This window comes from Acinetobacter sp. 197 (genome assembly GCF_048148385.1).
GTDB classification, from domain to species: Bacteria; Pseudomonadota; Gammaproteobacteria; order Pseudomonadales; family Moraxellaceae; genus Acinetobacter; species Acinetobacter pecorum.
On record NZ_JAYWZK010000001.1, the window covers coordinates 150,635 to 168,352 of the forward strand.

Annotated in this window: 19 protein-coding genes and 2 tRNA genes; 14 read left to right on the forward strand and 7 right to left on the reverse strand. The window is 41.5% G+C overall.

Translation table 11 applies throughout. The features are described 5' to 3' along the window. Positions 1-38 precede the first annotated feature (38 nt). The 5 genes from cysD (at position 39) to VXQ11_RS00650 (ending at position 4,356) form a co-directional block, all read left to right on the forward strand. Entirely contained in the window at positions 39-953 is a 915-nt protein-coding gene (cysD, locus tag VXQ11_RS00630; RefSeq protein ID WP_064095628.1) for a sulfate adenylyltransferase subunit CysD, read from the forward strand. 125 nt (positions 954-1,078) lie between these two features. After that, positions 1,079-2,692 carry a sulfate adenylyltransferase subunit CysN gene (gene cysN / locus VXQ11_RS00635; RefSeq protein WP_416705179.1) on the forward strand — a complete coding sequence of 538 codons (1,614 nt, stop codon included), beginning with the start codon at positions 1,079-1,081 and terminating at the stop codon, positions 2,690-2,692. A gap of 145 nt (positions 2,693-2,837) precedes the next feature. Beyond that, positions 2,838-3,110, forward strand: a complete 273-nt coding sequence (locus tag VXQ11_RS00640) for a hypothetical protein (RefSeq protein ID WP_416679868.1) — start codon at positions 2,838-2,840, stop codon at positions 3,108-3,110. 434 nt (positions 3,111-3,544) lie between these two features. Beyond that, the gene (locus VXQ11_RS00645; protein ID WP_416679869.1) at positions 3,545-4,063 is read left to right on the forward strand and encodes a PadR family transcriptional regulator; all 519 of its coding nucleotides are present in this window, start codon (positions 3,545-3,547) and stop codon (positions 4,061-4,063) included. Between the two features lie 32 nt (positions 4,064-4,095). After that, positions 4,096-4,356, forward strand: a complete 261-nt coding sequence (locus VXQ11_RS00650) for a DUF2798 domain-containing protein (protein ID WP_416679870.1) — start codon at positions 4,096-4,098, stop codon at positions 4,354-4,356. 18 nt (positions 4,357-4,374) lie between these two features. On the opposite strand, the gene VXQ11_RS00655 is transcribed toward VXQ11_RS00650, so the two are convergent. Beyond that, positions 4,375-4,719 (reverse strand): thioredoxin family protein, encoded by a 345-nt coding sequence (locus VXQ11_RS00655; RefSeq protein ID WP_416705180.1) that lies wholly within the window; start codon positions 4,717-4,719, stop codon positions 4,375-4,377. A 23-nt stretch (positions 4,720-4,742) separates the two neighbouring features. Continuing rightward, a complete protein-coding gene (locus VXQ11_RS00660; protein WP_416705181.1) occupies positions 4,743-5,186 on the reverse strand; it encodes an N-acetyltransferase in 444 nt (147 codons plus the stop codon). Positions 5,187-5,315: 129 nt separating this feature from the next. On the opposite strand from VXQ11_RS00660, the gene VXQ11_RS00665 reads away from it, so the two are divergent. The 3 genes from VXQ11_RS00665 (at position 5,316) to VXQ11_RS00675 (ending at position 7,795) form a co-directional block, all read left to right on the forward strand. Beyond that, positions 5,316-6,308, forward strand: a complete 993-nt coding sequence (locus VXQ11_RS00665) for an NAD(P)H-quinone oxidoreductase (RefSeq protein ID WP_416679873.1) — start codon at positions 5,316-5,318, stop codon at positions 6,306-6,308. A 245-nt stretch (positions 6,309-6,553) separates the two neighbouring features. Then, the gene (locus VXQ11_RS00670; RefSeq protein ID WP_064095620.1) at positions 6,554-6,754 is read left to right on the forward strand and encodes a hypothetical protein; all 201 of its coding nucleotides are present in this window, start codon (positions 6,554-6,556) and stop codon (positions 6,752-6,754) included. A gap of 135 nt (positions 6,755-6,889) precedes the next feature. Then, entirely contained in the window at positions 6,890-7,795 is a 906-nt protein-coding gene (locus tag VXQ11_RS00675; protein WP_416705182.1) for a helix-turn-helix transcriptional regulator, read from the forward strand. A gap of 154 nt (positions 7,796-7,949) precedes the next feature. Here VXQ11_RS00675 and VXQ11_RS00680 read toward each other — a convergent pair. Both VXQ11_RS00680 and VXQ11_RS00685 read right to left on the reverse strand, forming a co-directional pair. Continuing rightward, a tRNA-Leu gene (locus VXQ11_RS00680) sits at positions 7,950-8,035 on the reverse strand. 10 nt (positions 8,036-8,045) lie between these two features. Next, positions 8,046-8,119 (reverse strand) — tRNA-Cys (locus VXQ11_RS00685). 153 nt (positions 8,120-8,272) lie between these two features. Between VXQ11_RS00685 and folD the strand changes: the two genes are divergently transcribed. Continuing rightward, a complete protein-coding gene (gene folD / locus VXQ11_RS00690; RefSeq protein ID WP_064095618.1) occupies positions 8,273-9,121 on the forward strand; it encodes a bifunctional methylenetetrahydrofolate dehydrogenase/methenyltetrahydrofolate cyclohydrolase FolD in 849 nt (282 codons plus the stop codon). Between the two features lie 137 nt (positions 9,122-9,258). Next, positions 9,259-9,927: a class I SAM-dependent methyltransferase gene (locus VXQ11_RS00695; protein ID WP_416705183.1), complete on the forward strand. Its 669-nt coding sequence runs from the start codon at positions 9,259-9,261 to the stop codon at positions 9,925-9,927. A 61-nt stretch (positions 9,928-9,988) separates the two neighbouring features. Here VXQ11_RS00695 and VXQ11_RS00700 read toward each other — a convergent pair whose 3' ends face one another. Then, the gene (locus VXQ11_RS00700; protein ID WP_064095616.1) at positions 9,989-10,411 is read right to left on the reverse strand and encodes a hypothetical protein; all 423 of its coding nucleotides are present in this window, start codon (positions 10,409-10,411) and stop codon (positions 9,989-9,991) included. Positions 10,412-10,545: 134 nt separating this feature from the next. Beyond that, on the reverse strand, positions 10,546-12,375 hold the full coding sequence (locus VXQ11_RS00705) for a phosphoenolpyruvate carboxykinase (GTP) (protein ID WP_064095615.1): 1,830 nt from the start codon (positions 12,373-12,375) through the stop codon (positions 10,546-10,548). Positions 12,376-12,789: 414 nt separating this feature from the next. On the opposite strand from VXQ11_RS00705, the gene VXQ11_RS00710 reads away from it, so the two are divergent. From VXQ11_RS00710 to groL, 4 genes are all read left to right on the forward strand, one after another. Beyond that, positions 12,790-13,728: a diacylglycerol/lipid kinase family protein gene (locus tag VXQ11_RS00710; RefSeq protein WP_416705184.1), complete on the forward strand. Its 939-nt coding sequence runs from the start codon at positions 12,790-12,792 to the stop codon at positions 13,726-13,728. Then, entirely contained in the window at positions 13,709-14,485 is a 777-nt protein-coding gene (locus tag VXQ11_RS00715; protein ID WP_064101477.1) for a metallophosphoesterase family protein, read from the forward strand. Before VXQ11_RS00710 ends, VXQ11_RS00715 begins: the two co-directional genes overlap by 20 nt. Before the next feature lie 169 nt (positions 14,486-14,654). Continuing rightward, complete coding sequence (locus VXQ11_RS00720; RefSeq protein ID WP_064095612.1) at positions 14,655-14,945, forward strand: co-chaperone GroES; 291 nt, start codon at positions 14,655-14,657, stop codon at positions 14,943-14,945. A gap of 69 nt (positions 14,946-15,014) precedes the next feature. Further along, positions 15,015-16,649: a chaperonin GroEL gene (gene groL / locus VXQ11_RS00725; RefSeq protein WP_064095611.1), complete on the forward strand. Its 1,635-nt coding sequence runs from the start codon at positions 15,015-15,017 to the stop codon at positions 16,647-16,649. A gap of 399 nt (positions 16,650-17,048) precedes the next feature. On the opposite strand, the gene VXQ11_RS00730 is transcribed toward groL, so the two are convergent. Continuing rightward, positions 17,049-17,423 (reverse strand): hypothetical protein, encoded by a 375-nt coding sequence (locus VXQ11_RS00730; RefSeq protein ID WP_064095609.1) that lies wholly within the window; start codon positions 17,421-17,423, stop codon positions 17,049-17,051. Positions 17,424-17,718: the final 295 nt, after the last annotated feature.

Sequence of the window (17,718 nt, forward strand, 5' to 3'; positions counted from 1 at the left end):
GTGTCATAAGTACACGTTTTTCTAAGCTGGTGTTGTCCATGTCGTTAAATGAGGAAAGACTTACTCATCTCAAACAGCTCGAAGCTGAGAGTATTCATATCATCCGCGAAGTTGCTGCCGAGTTTGAAAATCCGGTCATGCTGTATTCAATCGGTAAAGATTCAGCAGTAATGCTGCATTTGGCACTGAAAGCGTTTTATCCTGCAAAACTTCCATTTCCATTGCTGCATGTAGATACAGGCTGGAAATTCAAAGACATGATCACGTTCCGTGACAACATGGCAAAAGAACATGGCTTTGATCTGATCGTGCATCAGAACAAGGAAGGCCGTGATGCGGGCGTAAATCCATTTGACTATGGTAGCTCAAAATATACCGACATCATGAAAACCCAAGGTCTGAAACAGGCGCTGGACAAATATCAGTTTGATGCAGCTTTCGGTGGGGCACGTCGTGATGAAGAAAAGTCACGCGCGAAGGAACGCGTGTATTCATTCCGTGATTCTAAACACCGTTGGGACCCGAAAAACCAGCGTCCAGAACTATGGAACCTTTACAACGGTAAAGTGAATAAAGGTGAAAGTATCCGTGTATTCCCCCTGTCTAACTGGACTGAACTCGACATCTGGCAATATATCTATCTTGAAAATATCAAACTTGTGCCATTGTATCTGGCGGCTGAACGCCCAGTGGTCGAGCGTAATGGCACGCTGATCATGGTGGATGATGAGCGTATGCGCCTGAATCCAGGCGAAGTACCACAAATGAAATCGGTTCGTTTCCGTACTCTAGGCTGTTACCCGCTTACGGGTGCTGTGGAATCTACAGCCAACACCTTGCCGGAAATTATCCAGGAAATGCTTTTAGCGACCACATCTGAACGTCAGGGCCGTATGATCGACCATGATGAAGCAGGTTCGATGGAAAAGAAAAAGCAGGAAGGTTATTTCTAGAGTCTCGTAATCTCCCCCTAACCCCTTCTTTAGAAAAGAGGGGGGAACTCCAGAAATTGATTGGAGGACTTAGGTGGATTTAAAGATTAGTAACCGATTTCAACGTATTTGTGGAGCTTTGAGCAATGTCTCATCAATCTGATTTAATCAGCCAAGATATCTTGGGTTATTTGAAACAACATGAAAATAAAGACTTATTGCGTTTCCTGACGTGCGGTAACGTAGATGATGGTAAATCAACTTTAATTGGTCGTTTGCTTTACGATTCAAAACTGATTTATGAAGATCAGCTGCAGGCAGTTACCCGTGACTCGAAAAAAGTCGGTACCACTGGCGATGCACCTGATCTGGCGCTTCTTGTAGATGGTTTACAGGCCGAACGTGAGCAGGGCATTACTATTGATGTGGCTTACCGTTATTTCTCGACTGAAAAACGTAAGTTCATTATTGCTGATACACCGGGACATGAGCAGTATACCCGCAATATGGCGACAGGTGCGTCGACTGCAGATCTTGCGATCATCCTGATTGATGCGCGTTATGGCGTGCAGACCCAAACCCGCCGTCACTCATTTATTGCGAGTCTTTTAGGAATTCATAATATCGTAGTGGCCGTGAACAAGATGGACCTGGTTGAATTTTCTGAAGCACGCTTCAATGAAATTCAGGCGGAGTACAACAAGTTCATTGAACAGTTGGGTGAACGTAAGCCTGAAAATATTATTTTCACGCCAATTTCTGCACTCAACGGTGATAACGTCGTTAACAAATCACCAAATACGCCGTGGTACCAAGGTCAAACCTTAATGGAGACTTTGGAGACTGTTGAAATTACGCGTAATACCAGCAAAGATGAATTCCGTTTTCCGGTTCAGTACGTGAACCGTCCGAACCTCGACTTCCGTGGTTTCTGCGGTACCATCGCACTGGGCGAAATAAAAGTTGGTGATGAGATTGTTGCGCTGCCATCTGGCAAGAAATCAACAGTCAAAGAAATCGTCACTTTTGATGGTAATCTGGATCACGCTGTTGCGGGGCAAGCCATTACTTTAACTTTGAATGATGAAATTGATATTTCACGTGGTAACGTTCTCGTTAAAGCGGGTGAGCAACCTTTAATTTCACGTTCTGCGCGAGCCTCAGTGGTTTGGATGAATGACCAGCCGCTAGTCATTGGCAAACTTTATAACGTGAAGTTTGGTACTCAGACCATTCCAGCAAAAGTTGCGAAAATTCACTACCGTACCAATGTCAACACATTGGAAAAAATGGAAGTTGAGCAACTGGAGTTGAATGCAATTGCTGATGTCACCATCGAATTTGATGCGCCAGTGGTTTTCGACCGTTATCAGGATAGCCGTTACACTGGCTCATTTATCTTTATTGACCGTCTAAGCAACGTGACTGTTGGTGCGGGGATGGTTGAGGCGGCAGTGGAATGGACTGCGCACAACGAGCCTGTAACGGCTGAAACGCGTGCTGCGCGTTTAGGTCAGAAACCTGCTGCGGTAACTGTGTCTGCTAAAGCGCTTGAAAATGCTCAAGCTCTTGAAAGCCTGCTGATCCAGCAAGGTGTGGTTGCGATTGCGAAAGCGGGTCTTTCAGCTGATCAAGTTACGCTGGTTCGTGAAACTGGTGTGGTTGTAGTAACTGATGCAACTGAGGGTACAGACGTTACTTTTGCTCAGGAATCTGCTGAAGAACTTGCTGAGAAAATTGTGGAACTGGTTCGTCTATAAGACTGGATTGGTTTTAGAGAAACCCGCTGTAAAGCGGGTTTTTTATTGCCTAAATTTTGTTTGCATGAAAATCATTCGATTAGTCAAAATGTGATCTTTTAATTTACTAGTCAATTAATACAATGCTCCCTAGATGGGGGTATTTATGAAAAAATTATTATTACTGGTTGGTTTGTGTGTAGCTTTTGGAGCTGAAGCCAAACAGAGTAGTCAAAGTGTTGAAGCAATCAAGCAGAAGATTATTAAACAGTCGATTGAGAGTTATCCGGGCAATTGTCCATGCCCTTACAATACTGCACGTAATGGCAGCCGTTGTGGGAAACGCAGTGCTTATAACCGCGCTGGTGGATATGCACCACTTTGTTATCCGGAAGATGTAAGTGAAAAGATGATAAAAGAATTTTTGAGTCGGAAATAATTAAGAATTAATCTGTTAAAAAAGAGAAATTGAAATGTTGTACTTTAATTTAAATGAGGTAAAGGGTGAACAAAATAATAATCAATCTTTTTACAAGAATGGGGTGGAAGAATATCACTCTCTATTGATGGATTATGCATATCAATTTGAAAGAAAATTAATTTATAACACTTTCTTCTTATCAAAAGCTTGAATGTTATAAATATGATATTAAACATGGTAAAAGAAAACTATTGAGGTTGAATGAATTAAGTGGAAGTTTATTTGAGTCCGAATCATCAAGTTTGACTTTTCTAAAAGAAATGAGAAATAAAATTATTCATGATGGTTTTCTAGATGCTTAAGTTGATCAAATAAAAGTTGAATTAGAACTAGAATTTTAATTAAATTCTCAATAAGATATATCTTAATTAAATTTAAGATATATCTTAACCATGCCTGTAAGTCCTCACTCTGTTATTTCAGAAGAACAAGAAAACTCTCCAAAACTTCGCAAACGTCTGTTTGAAGCAGGTGAAATGAAATTGCTGGTGCTGCATTTTATTGCCCAGGCACCCAGGTTTAGCTATGACATTATTAAAGAAGTGGCTGCTCTGGTCGGCGGAAACTACAAGCCGAGCACCGGCACGATCTGTCCAACCATTAGTTATTTGGAAGAGCAGCAATATACACAAGTGACTATGAGTGCTGATGAGCGCAAGCAATATCACATTACTGACGAAGGTCTTAAGCATCTGGAAAGCTATCAGGAAACCCTGCAAAAAGTTCTTCGCCGGTTTGAAACCCGTCGCCGGATTAAAGATGATGAGCGTTATATCGACATTAATACTGCGATGGAAAGTCTGAAAGCTGCATTGCGATACAAACTGTTTGATGATGAATTAAGCACTGAAGATATTCAAAAGATTGCAAAACAGATCGACCAAGCAGCAATAAACATCACACGTCTGTAATTCGATTCACGATTTAAAAATTAGGTAAAATGATGAAAAATATAGTTCCCAAATTTCATGCCAAACATCTGAACTGGCTCATGCCGCTGATCCTTTCCGGTATTATGAGTGGTGCAATTTCCTGCTTTAATCTGCTACTGAATAAAGGCTGGAGTGATCAGTTTATCTCAGTGTGGCTGCATGCCTGGAGCATGTCATGGCTGATGGCATTTCCACTGATTCTGGTGGTACTCCCACTGGTGCGTAAATTCCTGATGCAGTTTGTGCAGATGCCGAATCAATCTGCCAAATAGGGCATTGGTCTGCTTGCATCAGTTGGATGATTCGTCCATTACTTGAGACAGAATGGCTTTCATTTCAGTCAGATTTTTTACACCGGCAATACGGTGAATAATCTGGCCATTTTTAAAAATCAGGGTGGAAGGTAGGCCATAGACGTTATAGCGTAAAGTCAGAATTGGCGATTGATCGACATTGATCTTGCCGAACTTGATGGTTGGTTTGTACTCAGTATAATACCCTGCCAGTTGTTCAAATACAGGAAAGTTTTGAACACATGGCTTGCACCAGTCTGCATAGAAGCGGATCACCGCAAGGCCTTCATACCATTCAAAATCGCTATAATTATCTTCATTATAAAGGATGACTGCTGACATAAATTGCCCTTATATGTTCCGGATCAAGGCCTGCACCAACTCATAGCCAGTTCTGCATGGCCGGTATTCTGGTCAATCCCTTGACTGGTCATTTTAAAACCTTGTTTCTGGTAGAACTGAACTGCTGAGGTATTTTCAGCATACACATTTAAATGCAGTTGCTCACATTGCTGTTTCAGGAAATCCAGCAGACGTACACCATAACCTTTGCCCTGCTGGGCGGGATCAATGAAAAGTGCGGCCAATACCTGCTCTGATCTTAGCAGTGAGGCAAAACCCAGAACTGTATGATTTTCTTTGATTACATAATTTTCAGAAAGAGGCAGATATAGATCACGCATGGCAATCAGCTGTTGTTGCCAATATGTTGCGGGAATAAAGGCATGCGCCTGTAAGGAGGCATGTAGCCAGATGTCTAGAACTGGATTTATATCTTCTGTTTCAACTTTTTGAATAATAATAGTCATGGTCTGCTTGATATCAATTTATAAAATACCCCAAAGATTATACATAAGTCCATTAGCCTTCAATCCATAAGCGTTCTATGTTCAAATAAGTTTAAGAGAGATAAAACATCAATGTTAGGGAAACAATCCATGTCGCAACAAAACATGCAACACGTCATTATTACAGAACCGGGTGGGGTGGATAAACTCGCTTATGAAACAGTTGCTATTCCTGAACCCAAAGCTGACGAGGTGCTGGTCAAGGTTCATGCCTTTGGGATTAACCGTCCGGATATCTTGCAGCGTCAGGGTCTATACCCGATGCCAAAAGGCGTGACTCCTGTTCCAGGTCTGGAGGTGGCAGGTGAAGTGGTTGCGGTCGGAACTGGTGTAAGTCAGTTTAAAGTCGGTGACAAGGTTTGTGGCCTGACCAATGGTGGTGGCTATGCAGAATATTGCGTCGTACCTGAAAGCCAGACTTTAAATATTCTTGAAGGCGTGAGCTTTGTGCAGGCCGCCGCGATTCCTGAAACCTTCTTTACGGTGTGGGCAAATGTGTTCCAGATGGGTAAAGCCAAGGCAGGAGAAACGGTACTGGTGCATGGCGGAACCAGTGGGATTGGAACCACGGCACTCATGCTATGTAAATCCTTGGGGATTAAAACCTTTGCCACAGCAGGTAGTGACGAAAAAATCCAGGCGATTTCACATCTAACCACAGGAATCAATTACAAGACTCAGGACTTTGAGCAGGTCATTAATGAAGCAACGGATAAGGCAGGTGTAGATGTGATTCTGGATATGGTCGGTGCGCCATATTTAGAGCGTAATTTGAATTTGCTCCGCCGTGATGGCCGTCTGGTATATATCGCATTTTTAGGTGGTGCCAAGGCTAAGGAAGTGAAACTGGGTCAGATCATGATGAAACGTCTGACTATTACCGGTTCAACAATGCGTGCACGTAGCACGGCTGAAAAAGCTGAAATTGCACAAGGTTTGAAAACGCATGTGGCACCCTTATGGGCACAAGGCGAATGTCTGCCAATGATTTATCAGACCTTTAAGTTTGACCAGATTCAGGAGGCGCATGCAGCCATGGATACGGGTGAACATATTGGAAAAATTGTGGTGGAAATCATCTAATTATTCTTGTGATTAGAATACTAAAAACAATAAAAGCCAACTTGTGTTGGCTTTTATTTTGCATAAAAAATGACGACCAATTTAAATTAATTGATTGATATAGGGGTTTAAATTTTAAAAAATGGTAAAAATGTTAATTGTTCGACACAACCTGTCGAAACTGGGGAGTAAATTAACAATTAAAATTAACCTGACTAAATTGTTTGGTATTGAATGAAACTTCATATAACAAGAGGAAGTATATGATGAAAATAGTGTCAGCTCCCTATACGCGTGAACACGGCTTTCGGGCATTAAAGCGGTTGCATAAAGTCATTATTCTTAATCAGTTCATCCGTTCGGATTTACACAAGCTGTATCAGGCCATGCTGCATCTGGAACGCTATATGGAACGGCTTAACCGGAAAAGTTCTAAATCTGCTTTTAAGCGCCGTAAAAAAGCTTAAAAAGACTGTGCCTATTAGCCTTAAGTTGAAGTAATTAACTCTAATCTCATTTTTATTAAGCTGTATAATTTTCCTATAATTTAAAAATTCTAAGCAGAGTATGCATTGCGCTAAAAATAGCGAAAGAGGGGATTTATGAAGGGCAATGCGTCAACGCATGAGCGCCTTGCAGAACGTTTGGCCAGTATTTTAACCAAACTTAATATAGGGCATCAGTTAAATGTGCAGGAGTTGGCACGAGAATTTCAGGTGAGCACCCGAACGATTGAGCGTGATTTTGATCGCCTTAATTCTTATTTGCCGCTGATACAGGATGAAAATACAAAACGCTATTATCTTGAACCTTCCTATTTAGGACGTTTCAAATTACAGGATATCCAGAATTTTGCCCAATTGTCTGGGATCAGTGATCTGTACCCGACGCTGGACATGTCTTTTATACGTGAACTGCTGGATGAGCGGGCAAATCAGGTATTTTCGGCAAAAGGCTACTATTTTGAAGATGCCAAACAGTTCGCCGAACATTTCAAGCTGCTTGCAGGTGCGATCTATAAACGTCAGCAGATTGAGCTACTTTATTCAGATCAAGTGCGAATTATCCAGCCTTATCGCTTGATTCATCATCATGGTATCTGGTACTTGGCTGGTGTGATTCAGGGCGAGTTGAAAACCTATCGCCTAAGCCAGTTGCAGCAGGTAAAACTGGTCTTCGAGGCTGAAAGTTTTGAGCATGATTCTGAAGTACTGAAAATGCTGACAGATGAAGATAGCATCTGGTTTGGACGGCAAAAACAGCAGGTTTTGGTCAAGGTACAGCCTGCAGTCACAGTATTTTTTAAAGAGCGCCGTTTATTTCCGGAACAGCAGATTGAGCAGGAGCTGGAGTCTGGAGAATTATTGATTAGTTGCCAGATTCGTCATGAAATGCAGTTACTGCCTTTGGTGCGTTACTGGTTACCTTATGTGAAAATCATTGAACCAATTCATTTTCAGCAAAAACTGGAACAGGATCTGCAAGGATATTTACGCTCTGCTGGATGATATTTTAAATGAAAGCAGGGTGCTGCATAATAGGTAATGAAACTTAAACAGGAAATTTAGACTTACTCATTTTTTGGAATAACTAAATTAAAGGCATAAAAAAACCAGCTTTCGCTGGGTTCTTTTATTTGCACCATTTTCTATAGTAGAAGAATGGTGCCCGAGGCCAGACTCGAACTGGCACGCTTTGTGGGCGGGGGATTTTAAATCCCCTGTGTCTACCGATTTCACCACTCGGGCTTTAACAAGATGGAGGCGGAGGTCGGAATCGAACCGGCGTCCACGGAGTTGCAGTCCGCTGCATGACCACTCTGCCACCCCGCCGCGTCTTGTTGATGCGTATATTATCAAGCTCAGAAAAAAAAACAATAGTGTATTCATTCGTATGCGCATAAAAACAGCATCTGGCGGAAAATATTTAGCATTATCATGTAGAATGTGCAAAATTGATTCATATCAACACTTGGGAGAAATGCTGTGGCATTAGTTCTAGACGGTCGTGCATTGGCGAAGCAAATAGAAGCTGACTTGTTTACTCGCGTAGAAGCGCTGAAAGCAAAATCAGGTCGTACTCCAATTCTTGCGACGATTTTGGTAGGTGACGATGGTGCATCTGCTACTTATGTTCGCATGAAAGGCAATGCTTGCCGCCGTGTTGGTATGGATTCACTTAAAGTGGAACTTCCTAAGGAGACCACTACTGAAGAATTACTTGCTGAAATTGAAAAACTAAATGCAAACCCAGATGTACATGGTATTTTGCTCCAACACCCGGTTCCTGCGCAAATTGATGAGCGTGCATGTTTTGATGCAATTTCGCTTGAAAAAGACGTAGATGGTGTCACTTGTCTGGGCTACGGCCGTATGGCAATGGGTGAAGCAGCTTATGGTTCTGCAACGCCTGCAGGCATCATGACCATCCTGAAAGAAAACAACATTGAAATTGCTGGTAAACATGCGGTAGTGGTTGGTCGCTCTGCAATTTTGGGTAAACCAATGGCAGCAATGCTGCTTGAAGCCAATGCAACTGTGACCATTTGCCACTCACGTACTCAAGATCTTGCAAGCTTCGTGAAGCAAGCAGATATCATTGTTGGTGCGGTAGGTAAGGCTGAGCTGATTCAGAAAGACTGGATCAAACCCGGTGCAGTAGTTGTAGATGCCGGTTTCCATCCACGTGATGGCGGTGGTGTGGGGGATATCCAGTTACAAGGTATTGAAGAAATAGCTTCTGCTTACACGCCAGTTCCAGGTGGTGTAGGTCCTATGACCATTACCACCTTGATTCGTCAAACGGTTGAAGCTGCTGAAAAAGCGCTAGGTTAATTTTAAATCCTCCCTAACCCTCCTTTTTCAAAGGAGGGAACTCTGATCATTATTTTTGGATGGAGTTTCCCCTCTTTTTTAAAGAGGGGTTAGGGGAGATTATTTAAAGATATAAATACCAATTAAAAAGAAATCCAATGAGCTGTACTTTCCAATTCCCCAAAGCCCCCGAGCATTTACTTCAAGTCTTACATGAGGTAATCCCTGGTTGTGAGTTGCTGGCACAGCAATTGCCTGAAACGCCAATTTCACTTTGGCTGATTCCACCAGTATTTCCGGCAGATAAGCTGGATGATGAAGTGATTCGTCGCATCTGGAATGATACGCCGTACTGGATCTTCTGCTGGGCATCAGGCTTGGCAATGGCACAGTGGCTACTGGCAGAACCGCATCATGTCAAAGACAAAGTAGTTTTGGATTTTGGGGCTGGATCGGGTGTAGTTGCGATTGCAGCGAAAATGGCGGGCGCGAAACGTGTGATTTGTTGTGACATCGATCAGGTCAGTCTGGAGGCATGTCGCGCCAATGCTGAGCTGAATGATGTCGAGCTTGAATATCTGGATGATCTGTATAAGGCAGAGCAGGTAGACATTTTGCTGGCCGCTGATGTCCTGTATGACCAGTGCAACCGTTTCTTCTTGGACGAGTTTTTAAAATTTGCACCTGAGGTATGGGTTGCAGATAGTCGGGTCAAAAACTTTAGCCATCCCCAATACGAAAAACTGGAGGAACGCAGCGCAACGACCTGGCCAGATTTAGATGAGTCACCCGAGTTTCGTAATGTCAGTTTTTATAAAACACTTTAAAGTTAAAAAATAAAAGGGTTGTTAGCCCTTTTATTGCCTCATTTTAAATAAGTATCAGTGATTAAGAGCAAGTATAACGAATCACACGCATGATCGTCGGGCGGGCATCTAAGGCTTCGCGTGCACCGGGGTTATCGCTATTATATAAATCAGGTGTATTGCTTAAGCTGATTTGCGTACGGCTGTTCCCTAATTGTCGGCCATATTGTTCTTGTTCCGCAGTGGGATTGGGAATTTCATTTATGCTTAGAATCTGGATATTGTAAGTTTTAGAGTTGCCTAAAACCTGTCTGCAAGCGGCTTGCAGGCGGTTTCCATCTTGGCTTGGTCGCCCTGCGAGTGTATAGCTCAGGGTCGCAGCATTTTCTGAACGCTCCAGGACTTCATAACCTGTCTGGCCATTAAATTGTTGTGGTGCTGTCTGGCATGCGCTGATGAGTAGACTGCTGAGACCTAATCCTAAAAAAATTGTGGTTTTATTCATAGTTATATTCCCTGATGTATTGTCCCGAGTATGCCATAGTTTGCCAGATCTGTTGATCTGGCGAATTGTGATCAATTGTTTAGACACCTAATAAAAAAGGCCGCTTACGCGACCTTCTTAAATTAAATCAGCACTTAAGCAGATTTAACAGCTTCAAGTAATTCAGCTTGACGTTTTTTCAACGCTTCAGGTAAACGATCACCTAATTTGTTAAATAATTCAGTGTGGCTTTCAAGCTCTTTGATCCATTGATCTTTGTCTTGAGAAGTTACCAGGTCAAACTGTTCTTTAGAGAAATCAGTACCGTTCCAGTTCAACTGTTCGTAAGTTGGAACACGGCCAATTGGAGTCTCAACAGCAGTTGCACGACCTTCACAACGGTCAATGATCCACTCAAGAACACGCATGTTTTGACCGAAACCAGGCCATACGAAGTTGCCTTCAGCATCACGACGGAACCAGTTCACGTTGTAGATACCTGGAAGCTTGTTGCCTGCAGCAGCAGCTTTCTCGCCCACTTTCTCACCCATTTCTAACCAATGCGTGAAGTAGTCAGCCATGTTGTAGCCAGCAAATGGCAGCATCGCGAATGGGTCACGACGAACAACACCTTGTTGACCAACAGCAGCGGCAGTGGTTTCAGAACCCATGGTTGCAGCTTTATACACGCCATCAACCCAATCAATAGCTTCTGAAATTAGCGGCACTGTGTCTGCACGGCGACCACCGAAGATGAACGCAGAAATTGGAACACCCGCTGGATTTTCCCAATCAGCATCGATAGAAGGGCATTGACCAGCAGCAACGGTGAAACGAGCGTTTGGATGCGCTGCTTTTTCTTCGCCAGTGTGTGGTTGACCTTTCCAGTTCGTCAGGTTAGCAGGTGCTTCTTTAGTCAGACCTTCCCACCATACTTCGCCGTTGTCTGTTACAGCAACGTTGGTATAGATCACGTCTTTATGAAGAGTTGCCATGCAGTTCGGGTTGGTCTTGGTATTTGTGCCAGGCGCTACACCGAAGAAACCAGCTTCAGGGTTGATTGCGTATAGACGACCGTCTTCACCTGGTTTGATCCAGGCAATATCGTCACCTACAGTTTCAATCTTCCAGCCTTCGTAGCCTGCTGGTGGAATCAGCATTGCGAAGTTTGTTTTACCACAAGCAGATGGGAATGCAGCTGCGATGTAGTGTTTCTCGCCTTGTGGATTCGTCACGCCAAGGATCAGCATGTGTTCAGCTAACCAGCCTTGTTGACGACCCATATAAGATGCAATACGTAAAGCTAGGCATTTTTTACCAAGCAATGCATTACCGCCGTAACCAGAACCGTAAGACCAGATTTCACGCGTTTCTGGATAATGCACGATCCATTTTTCGGGGTTGCAAGGCCAGGCAACGTCTTTTTGACCTTCTTCTAAAGGTGCACCAACTGTGTGTACACATGGAACAAATTCGCCATCAGTACCCAAAACGTCATAAACAGCTTTACCCATACGAGCCATTTTAGACATGCTGACTGCTACATAAGGAGAGTCAGTCAGTTCGATACCGATATGTGCAATATGAGAACCTAAAGGACCCATAGAGAAAGGTACAACGTACAAAGTACGGCCTTTCATAGAACCGTCGAACAAACCGTTCAGGCGAGCACGCATTTCAGCAGGTGCTTCCCAGTTATTGGTCGCACCAGCGTCTTCTTTGTTTTCTGAACAGATATAAGTACGACCTTCAACACGAGCAACGTCAGAAGGATCAGAATTTGCAAGATAAGAACCCGGATGTTTTTCCTGGTTAAGTGCTTGCATTGTGCCGTTAGCGATCATCAAGTCGATATAACGTTGATATTCTTCTGCGCTACCGTCACACCATTCAATTTTTGCTGGTTTTGTCAATTTAGCAATTTCTTCCACCCACGCAATAAGCTTAGGGTGACGAACGAATTCTGGTGCGTTCACTTGGGTCATGGTGAGGCCTATCTCAAATGTGTACAAAATGTTGTACAAAGTACAATCTGGTCAATAAAATACTGGCCAGATGAAATATGAAAAAAAGTGGCTGTATTAAAGCATAAAATCGTAAAAAAAATAAGACCAAAGAAGCGTTGGATCTTATTTGGAATATTATGTTATTTTCAATTTAAATATAGAAAAAACAGTTAGATGCAAATAAATTCAAAGACTTAATATAATATTTATTAATTTTATGTATGGTATTTATTTTAATTATTTTATTTAAAATCAATAATATAAATAAAATGATTTAATCTTGTTTGTTATTGATTAAATAAATGGTCACTATTTGAATTTTACATAAAGCCACTATTAATTGTGTATGAATTGGACAAAATGCCAATAGGTCTACATTAATCTGAACAAAAAATGTCTAATCAATCTAAACCCTTATCGATTATTTATAACCATAATTCTGGTTTTCGTTTACTCGATCAGCAAGAAAATTATAAGCAATTGATGGAAATTTTTTCAACGCATGGTTATCAGATTAAAAGCTATGAAATCAATGATTCACAGCAATTTATAACAATTATGGCCGAAGTTTTGCTGCGCCATCAGCAGTCTGTCGAACCTGGGGTAGTGGTCGCAGCTGGTGGAGATGGAACATTGAACTCTGTCGCAAAACATTTGCTTGAAACGCAGATTCCGGTAGGTATTTTGCCCTTAGGTACTTTTAATTATGTAGCAAGGTTGCTGGGTATTCCTTTGGACTTGGTTGAAGCCGCACAAGTCATTGCCACAGGTCAGATTAAATCTATTCATGTCGCTCGTATTAATCAGGAAATTTATCTGAATAATGCCAGTTTGGGACTCTATCCTTTATTTATAAAAAAGCGTGAAGATTACAACCGGATCTTTGGGCGGCTACCTATACATGCCTATACCTCTGCGCTAGATGTGCTGATTCGCGATCGCAAAGAATTAAAACTCAAAATCTGGGTAGATCAAAAAAAATACCCGGTTAAAACTCCACTGATTTTTTTTGGTAATAATCCACTACAACTGGCCGAAATGAAAATGCGGATTGCTCAGGCTGCGGAACAGGGGAAGGTTGCCGGTGTCGTGGTCGCTAAAAGTGACAAAATGACGTTGTTTAAGCTGGTATATCAGCTCATCCGGGGCAAGATTGATGAAGCATCGGATGTGTATAGTTTTGCTGCGGATCAGGTACGGATTGAATCTAGACGTAACAAGCTGATGATTGCTATAGATGGAGAGACTGTAGAAATGACACCTCCTCTAAATATTTCAGTTTTAAAAAATGCTTTAAATGTAATGGTGCCGCATGATTCTACATCTTTCTGATCTGCATTTTGGTACAGAAAGACCGGAGTGTTTAAAAGCGATTCAACAATTTTGCCAGTCTCACCCATTGGAGGCGGTAGTGGTGAGTGGTGATCTGACGCAACGTGCGCGTTTTGGTCAGTTCTTTGACTGTAAGAAATTTCTGGATCAGCTCAATACACCTTATATGGTAATTCCAGGTAATCATGATATTCCGCTTTATCATTTGTGGAACCGGTTTTTCAATCCATTCACCCGCTACCAGATTTTTTTTGGCGAACTGGAGCCGGTGTTTGAAACAGAAAACTTTTACCTGATTGGCGTGAATTCAATCCGGCGCCGGTATCATACCAAAGGACATTTATCGCTTGAGCAGATTCAACGTATTGATATGAAGCTGGCCCAAGCACCGGTTTCCAAACTAAAAATCATTGTCAGCCATCAACCTTTTTATGTGCCTTCTCAAAACAAGCGCGGTTTCAAGGACAGCCCACTGATGGCTAAAATTGCGTTACAAGCCTGGGCGGAGCATGGCCTGTTTGGTGTGTTGCATGGACATCTGCATCAACCGGCGACTTATGATCTGAACCAGATATTTAAGCTAGGATTAGATCATCCGGTTTACGATGTACATGCGGGGACTTCTGCCTCAAATCGTCTGCATCAAAATGAACCTAATAGCTTTAACCTGATTGATGCCACAGGAAACATTTCTCAATATCTGTTCGATGAAATGGCACAATCTTTTGTGTTTAAAGCTGATCTGTCCAAGAAATAGACGAAAATTAAGAATTCTTTAAAAAAAACCAATTTTTTTTCATTTTTGCCCTTGAAGCGTTTTATTCCATCTCCATAAAAGTGACATCAAAAATTTTTGATGATGACCCATGGAATAATTAAGTCGTCATCAGTGACCTTAAAAAAGACTTAGTCTGATGGAGTTATTTATGAGCAACATTCGTCCATTACATGATCGCGTTGTTATTCGTCGTGTTGAAGAAGAAACTAAAACAGCGGGAGGGATTTTACTTCCTGGTTCGGCTGCTGAAAAACCTGCTCAAGGGGAAGTTATTGCAGTTGGTAATGGTCAAATCACCGACAATGGTGTACGTGCACTAGATGTAAAAGTTGGCGACAAAGTATTGTTCGGTACGTATGCAGGTACTACTGTAAAAGTAGACGGTGAAGAGCTTTTAATCATGAAAGAATCTGACATTTTAGCAGTATTAGAAGCTTAATCTACGCTAAAAAGTTTTATTCGTTCCAAATCAGATTTTGTAAAGATACAATAATATTCGGAGTCAAATATGTCAGCTAAAGACGTAAAATTTGGTGATTCAGCTCGTTCAAAAATGATTGCTGGTGTAAACACCCTTGCAGATGCAGTAAAAGTTACGCTTGGTCCTAAAGGCCGTAATGTTGTCATCGACCGTTCTTTTGGTTCGCCGCACATCACTAAAGATGGTGTTACTGTAGCCAAAGAAATTACTTTAAAAGACAAGTTCGAGAACATGGGTGCTCAACTTGTTCGCGAAGTATCTTCTAAGACCAATGACATCGCAGGTGACGGTACAACGACTGCGACTGTTCTTGCTCAAGCAATCTTGAACGAAGGTATCAAGTCAGTAACTGCGGGTATGAACCCAATGGACTTGAAACGCGGTATCGATATTGCAGTACGTTCTGTTGTTGAAAACATCAAGGCAACTGCAAAACCAGCATCAGACTCTAAAGCTATTGAACAAGTAGGTTCGATCTCTGCTAACTCTGATACGACTGTAGGCCAGCTGATTGCGCAAGCGATGGAAAAAGTAGGTAAAGAAGGCGTGATCACGGTTGAAGAAGGTTCAGGCTTCGAGGATTCGCTGGATGTAGTTGAAGGGATGCAGTTCGATCGCGGTTATATCTCTCCGTACTTTGCAAACAAACAAGATACTTTGACAGCAGAACTTGAAAATCCGTTCATTCTTCTTGTTGATAAGAAAATCGGTAATATCCGTGAACTGATCACTGTACTTGAAGCTGTTGCAAAAACTGGCAAACCGCTGCTGATCATTGCTGAAGATGTTGAAGGTGAGGCACTGGCTACACTTGTGGTAAACAACATGCGCGGCATCATCAAAGTATGTGCAGTGAAAGCGCCTGGTTTTGGGGATCGCCGTAAAGCGATGCTTCAAGATATCGCGATCTTGACTGGCGGTACTGTAATTTCTGAAGAAATCGGCATGCAGCTTGATCAAACAACACTTGATCACTTGGGTACTGCACATAAAGTAACTGTATCTAAAGAAAATACTGTAATTGTTGATGGCGCTGGTGATGCAACTCAGATTTCTGAGCGTGTACAGCAAATCCGTGCACAGATTGAAGAGTCGACTTCAGAATATGACAAAGAAAAACTTCAAGAGCGTGTAGCGAAACTTGCTGGCGGGGTTGCTGTCATCAAAATCGGTGCTGCAACTGAAGTTGCAATGAAAGAGAAGAAAGATCGCGTAGATGATGCGCTTCACGCGACTCGTGCTGCAGTTGAAGAAGGTGTTGTTGCTGGTGGTGGTGTTGCTCTGGTACGTGCAGCTAAAGCACTTGAAGGTGTAACAGGCGCGAACGATGACCAGAATGTAGGTATCAACATTCTTCGCCGCGCGATCGAAGCACCGCTTCGTCAAATTGTATCTAACGCGGGTGATGAGCCTTCTGTAGTGATCAACGCTGTTAAAAATGGCGAAGGTAACTTTGGTTACAACGCTGCAACTGGCGAATACGGTGACATGCTAGAGATGGGTATTCTTGACCCAGCGAAAGTAACTCGTTCTGCACTTGAGCACGCTGCATCTGTAGCTGGCCTCATGTTAACAACTGAATGCATGATCACTGATATTCCAGAAGACAAACCTGCGATGCCTGATATGGGTGGTATGGGTGGTATGGGCGGTATGATGTAATTCATCAGCTGATCATTTCATAAAAAAATCCCCGCAATTGCGGGGATTTTTTGATTAAAAAATATGGTTTCCTTTAATAAGTAAAATTAAGTGATTGATTGAAATTGTTTTTTGCTTATGAACCAGGTCACAGTTTTATAGACAAAAGTATATTTTTGTGGCTTTTTTATTGGTTTTTTATTGTAGATGGTTTATGATTTAATCAAATATTGATTTATTATTTTAAGTATGGAACAGAAAAAAAAGGCATGTTTAGGAACTTGTTATGATCCTATAGATTCAGTGGTCATTAAAAAAAATGAGCTGAAAAGATTATATGCAAAAATAAGAGAATATGAAGATTTGCTTGAGATCTACAGGAAGGAGAAGCAACATTATATGAAGCTTCTACATAATAAATTATCTTAGAATTTCATCTATCAATGAAGTAACCAGTTTCTTTTGAGAATTACTTAATCTTCTGAATTTCAATAGAAAATCTAAATCCATTGACTCTAATGAATTACTATTAGGTGTATTTATTTGATCAATGTCTCCAAAACGTAACCATTGATTAGATACATTTAACCATAAGGCTAATATGGCTAACTTATCCTGATTAGGAATTGCTTTACCTAATAACCAGTTATTGGCTGACTGTACACTGATAGGTTGACCATTGTAACGGTTGTTAAATTCATTCGCCAAGTAAGTGGGACTAATAGGATGCTTTGCTTCCAGCAAAGCTTTATTCAGTCGTTCAGCAAACAGCTTTTTTTCTTGTTGATTACTCATAATCCAAAATAAATCTTATACCTTTTTATATTTTATACTTTTTGTACAATTATTTGTTTATTAAATTGTAGCTTTAAAGTTAAATTAATCAAAAAACAAGAAATATGTTAAATAAAAAACAAATTTTCGATCTCTATCAAAGGCATCACCTCCTTTTTGTAGCGGCCTCCTAAGATGAAAAGAACTATTTAGATACGAAGGTAATTTATTAGTTTAACTTAATTATTGAAATTCCCACAAATCTATATCAACTTTCACTTTATATATATTTTTTTATGTATCATTTTTATTAATT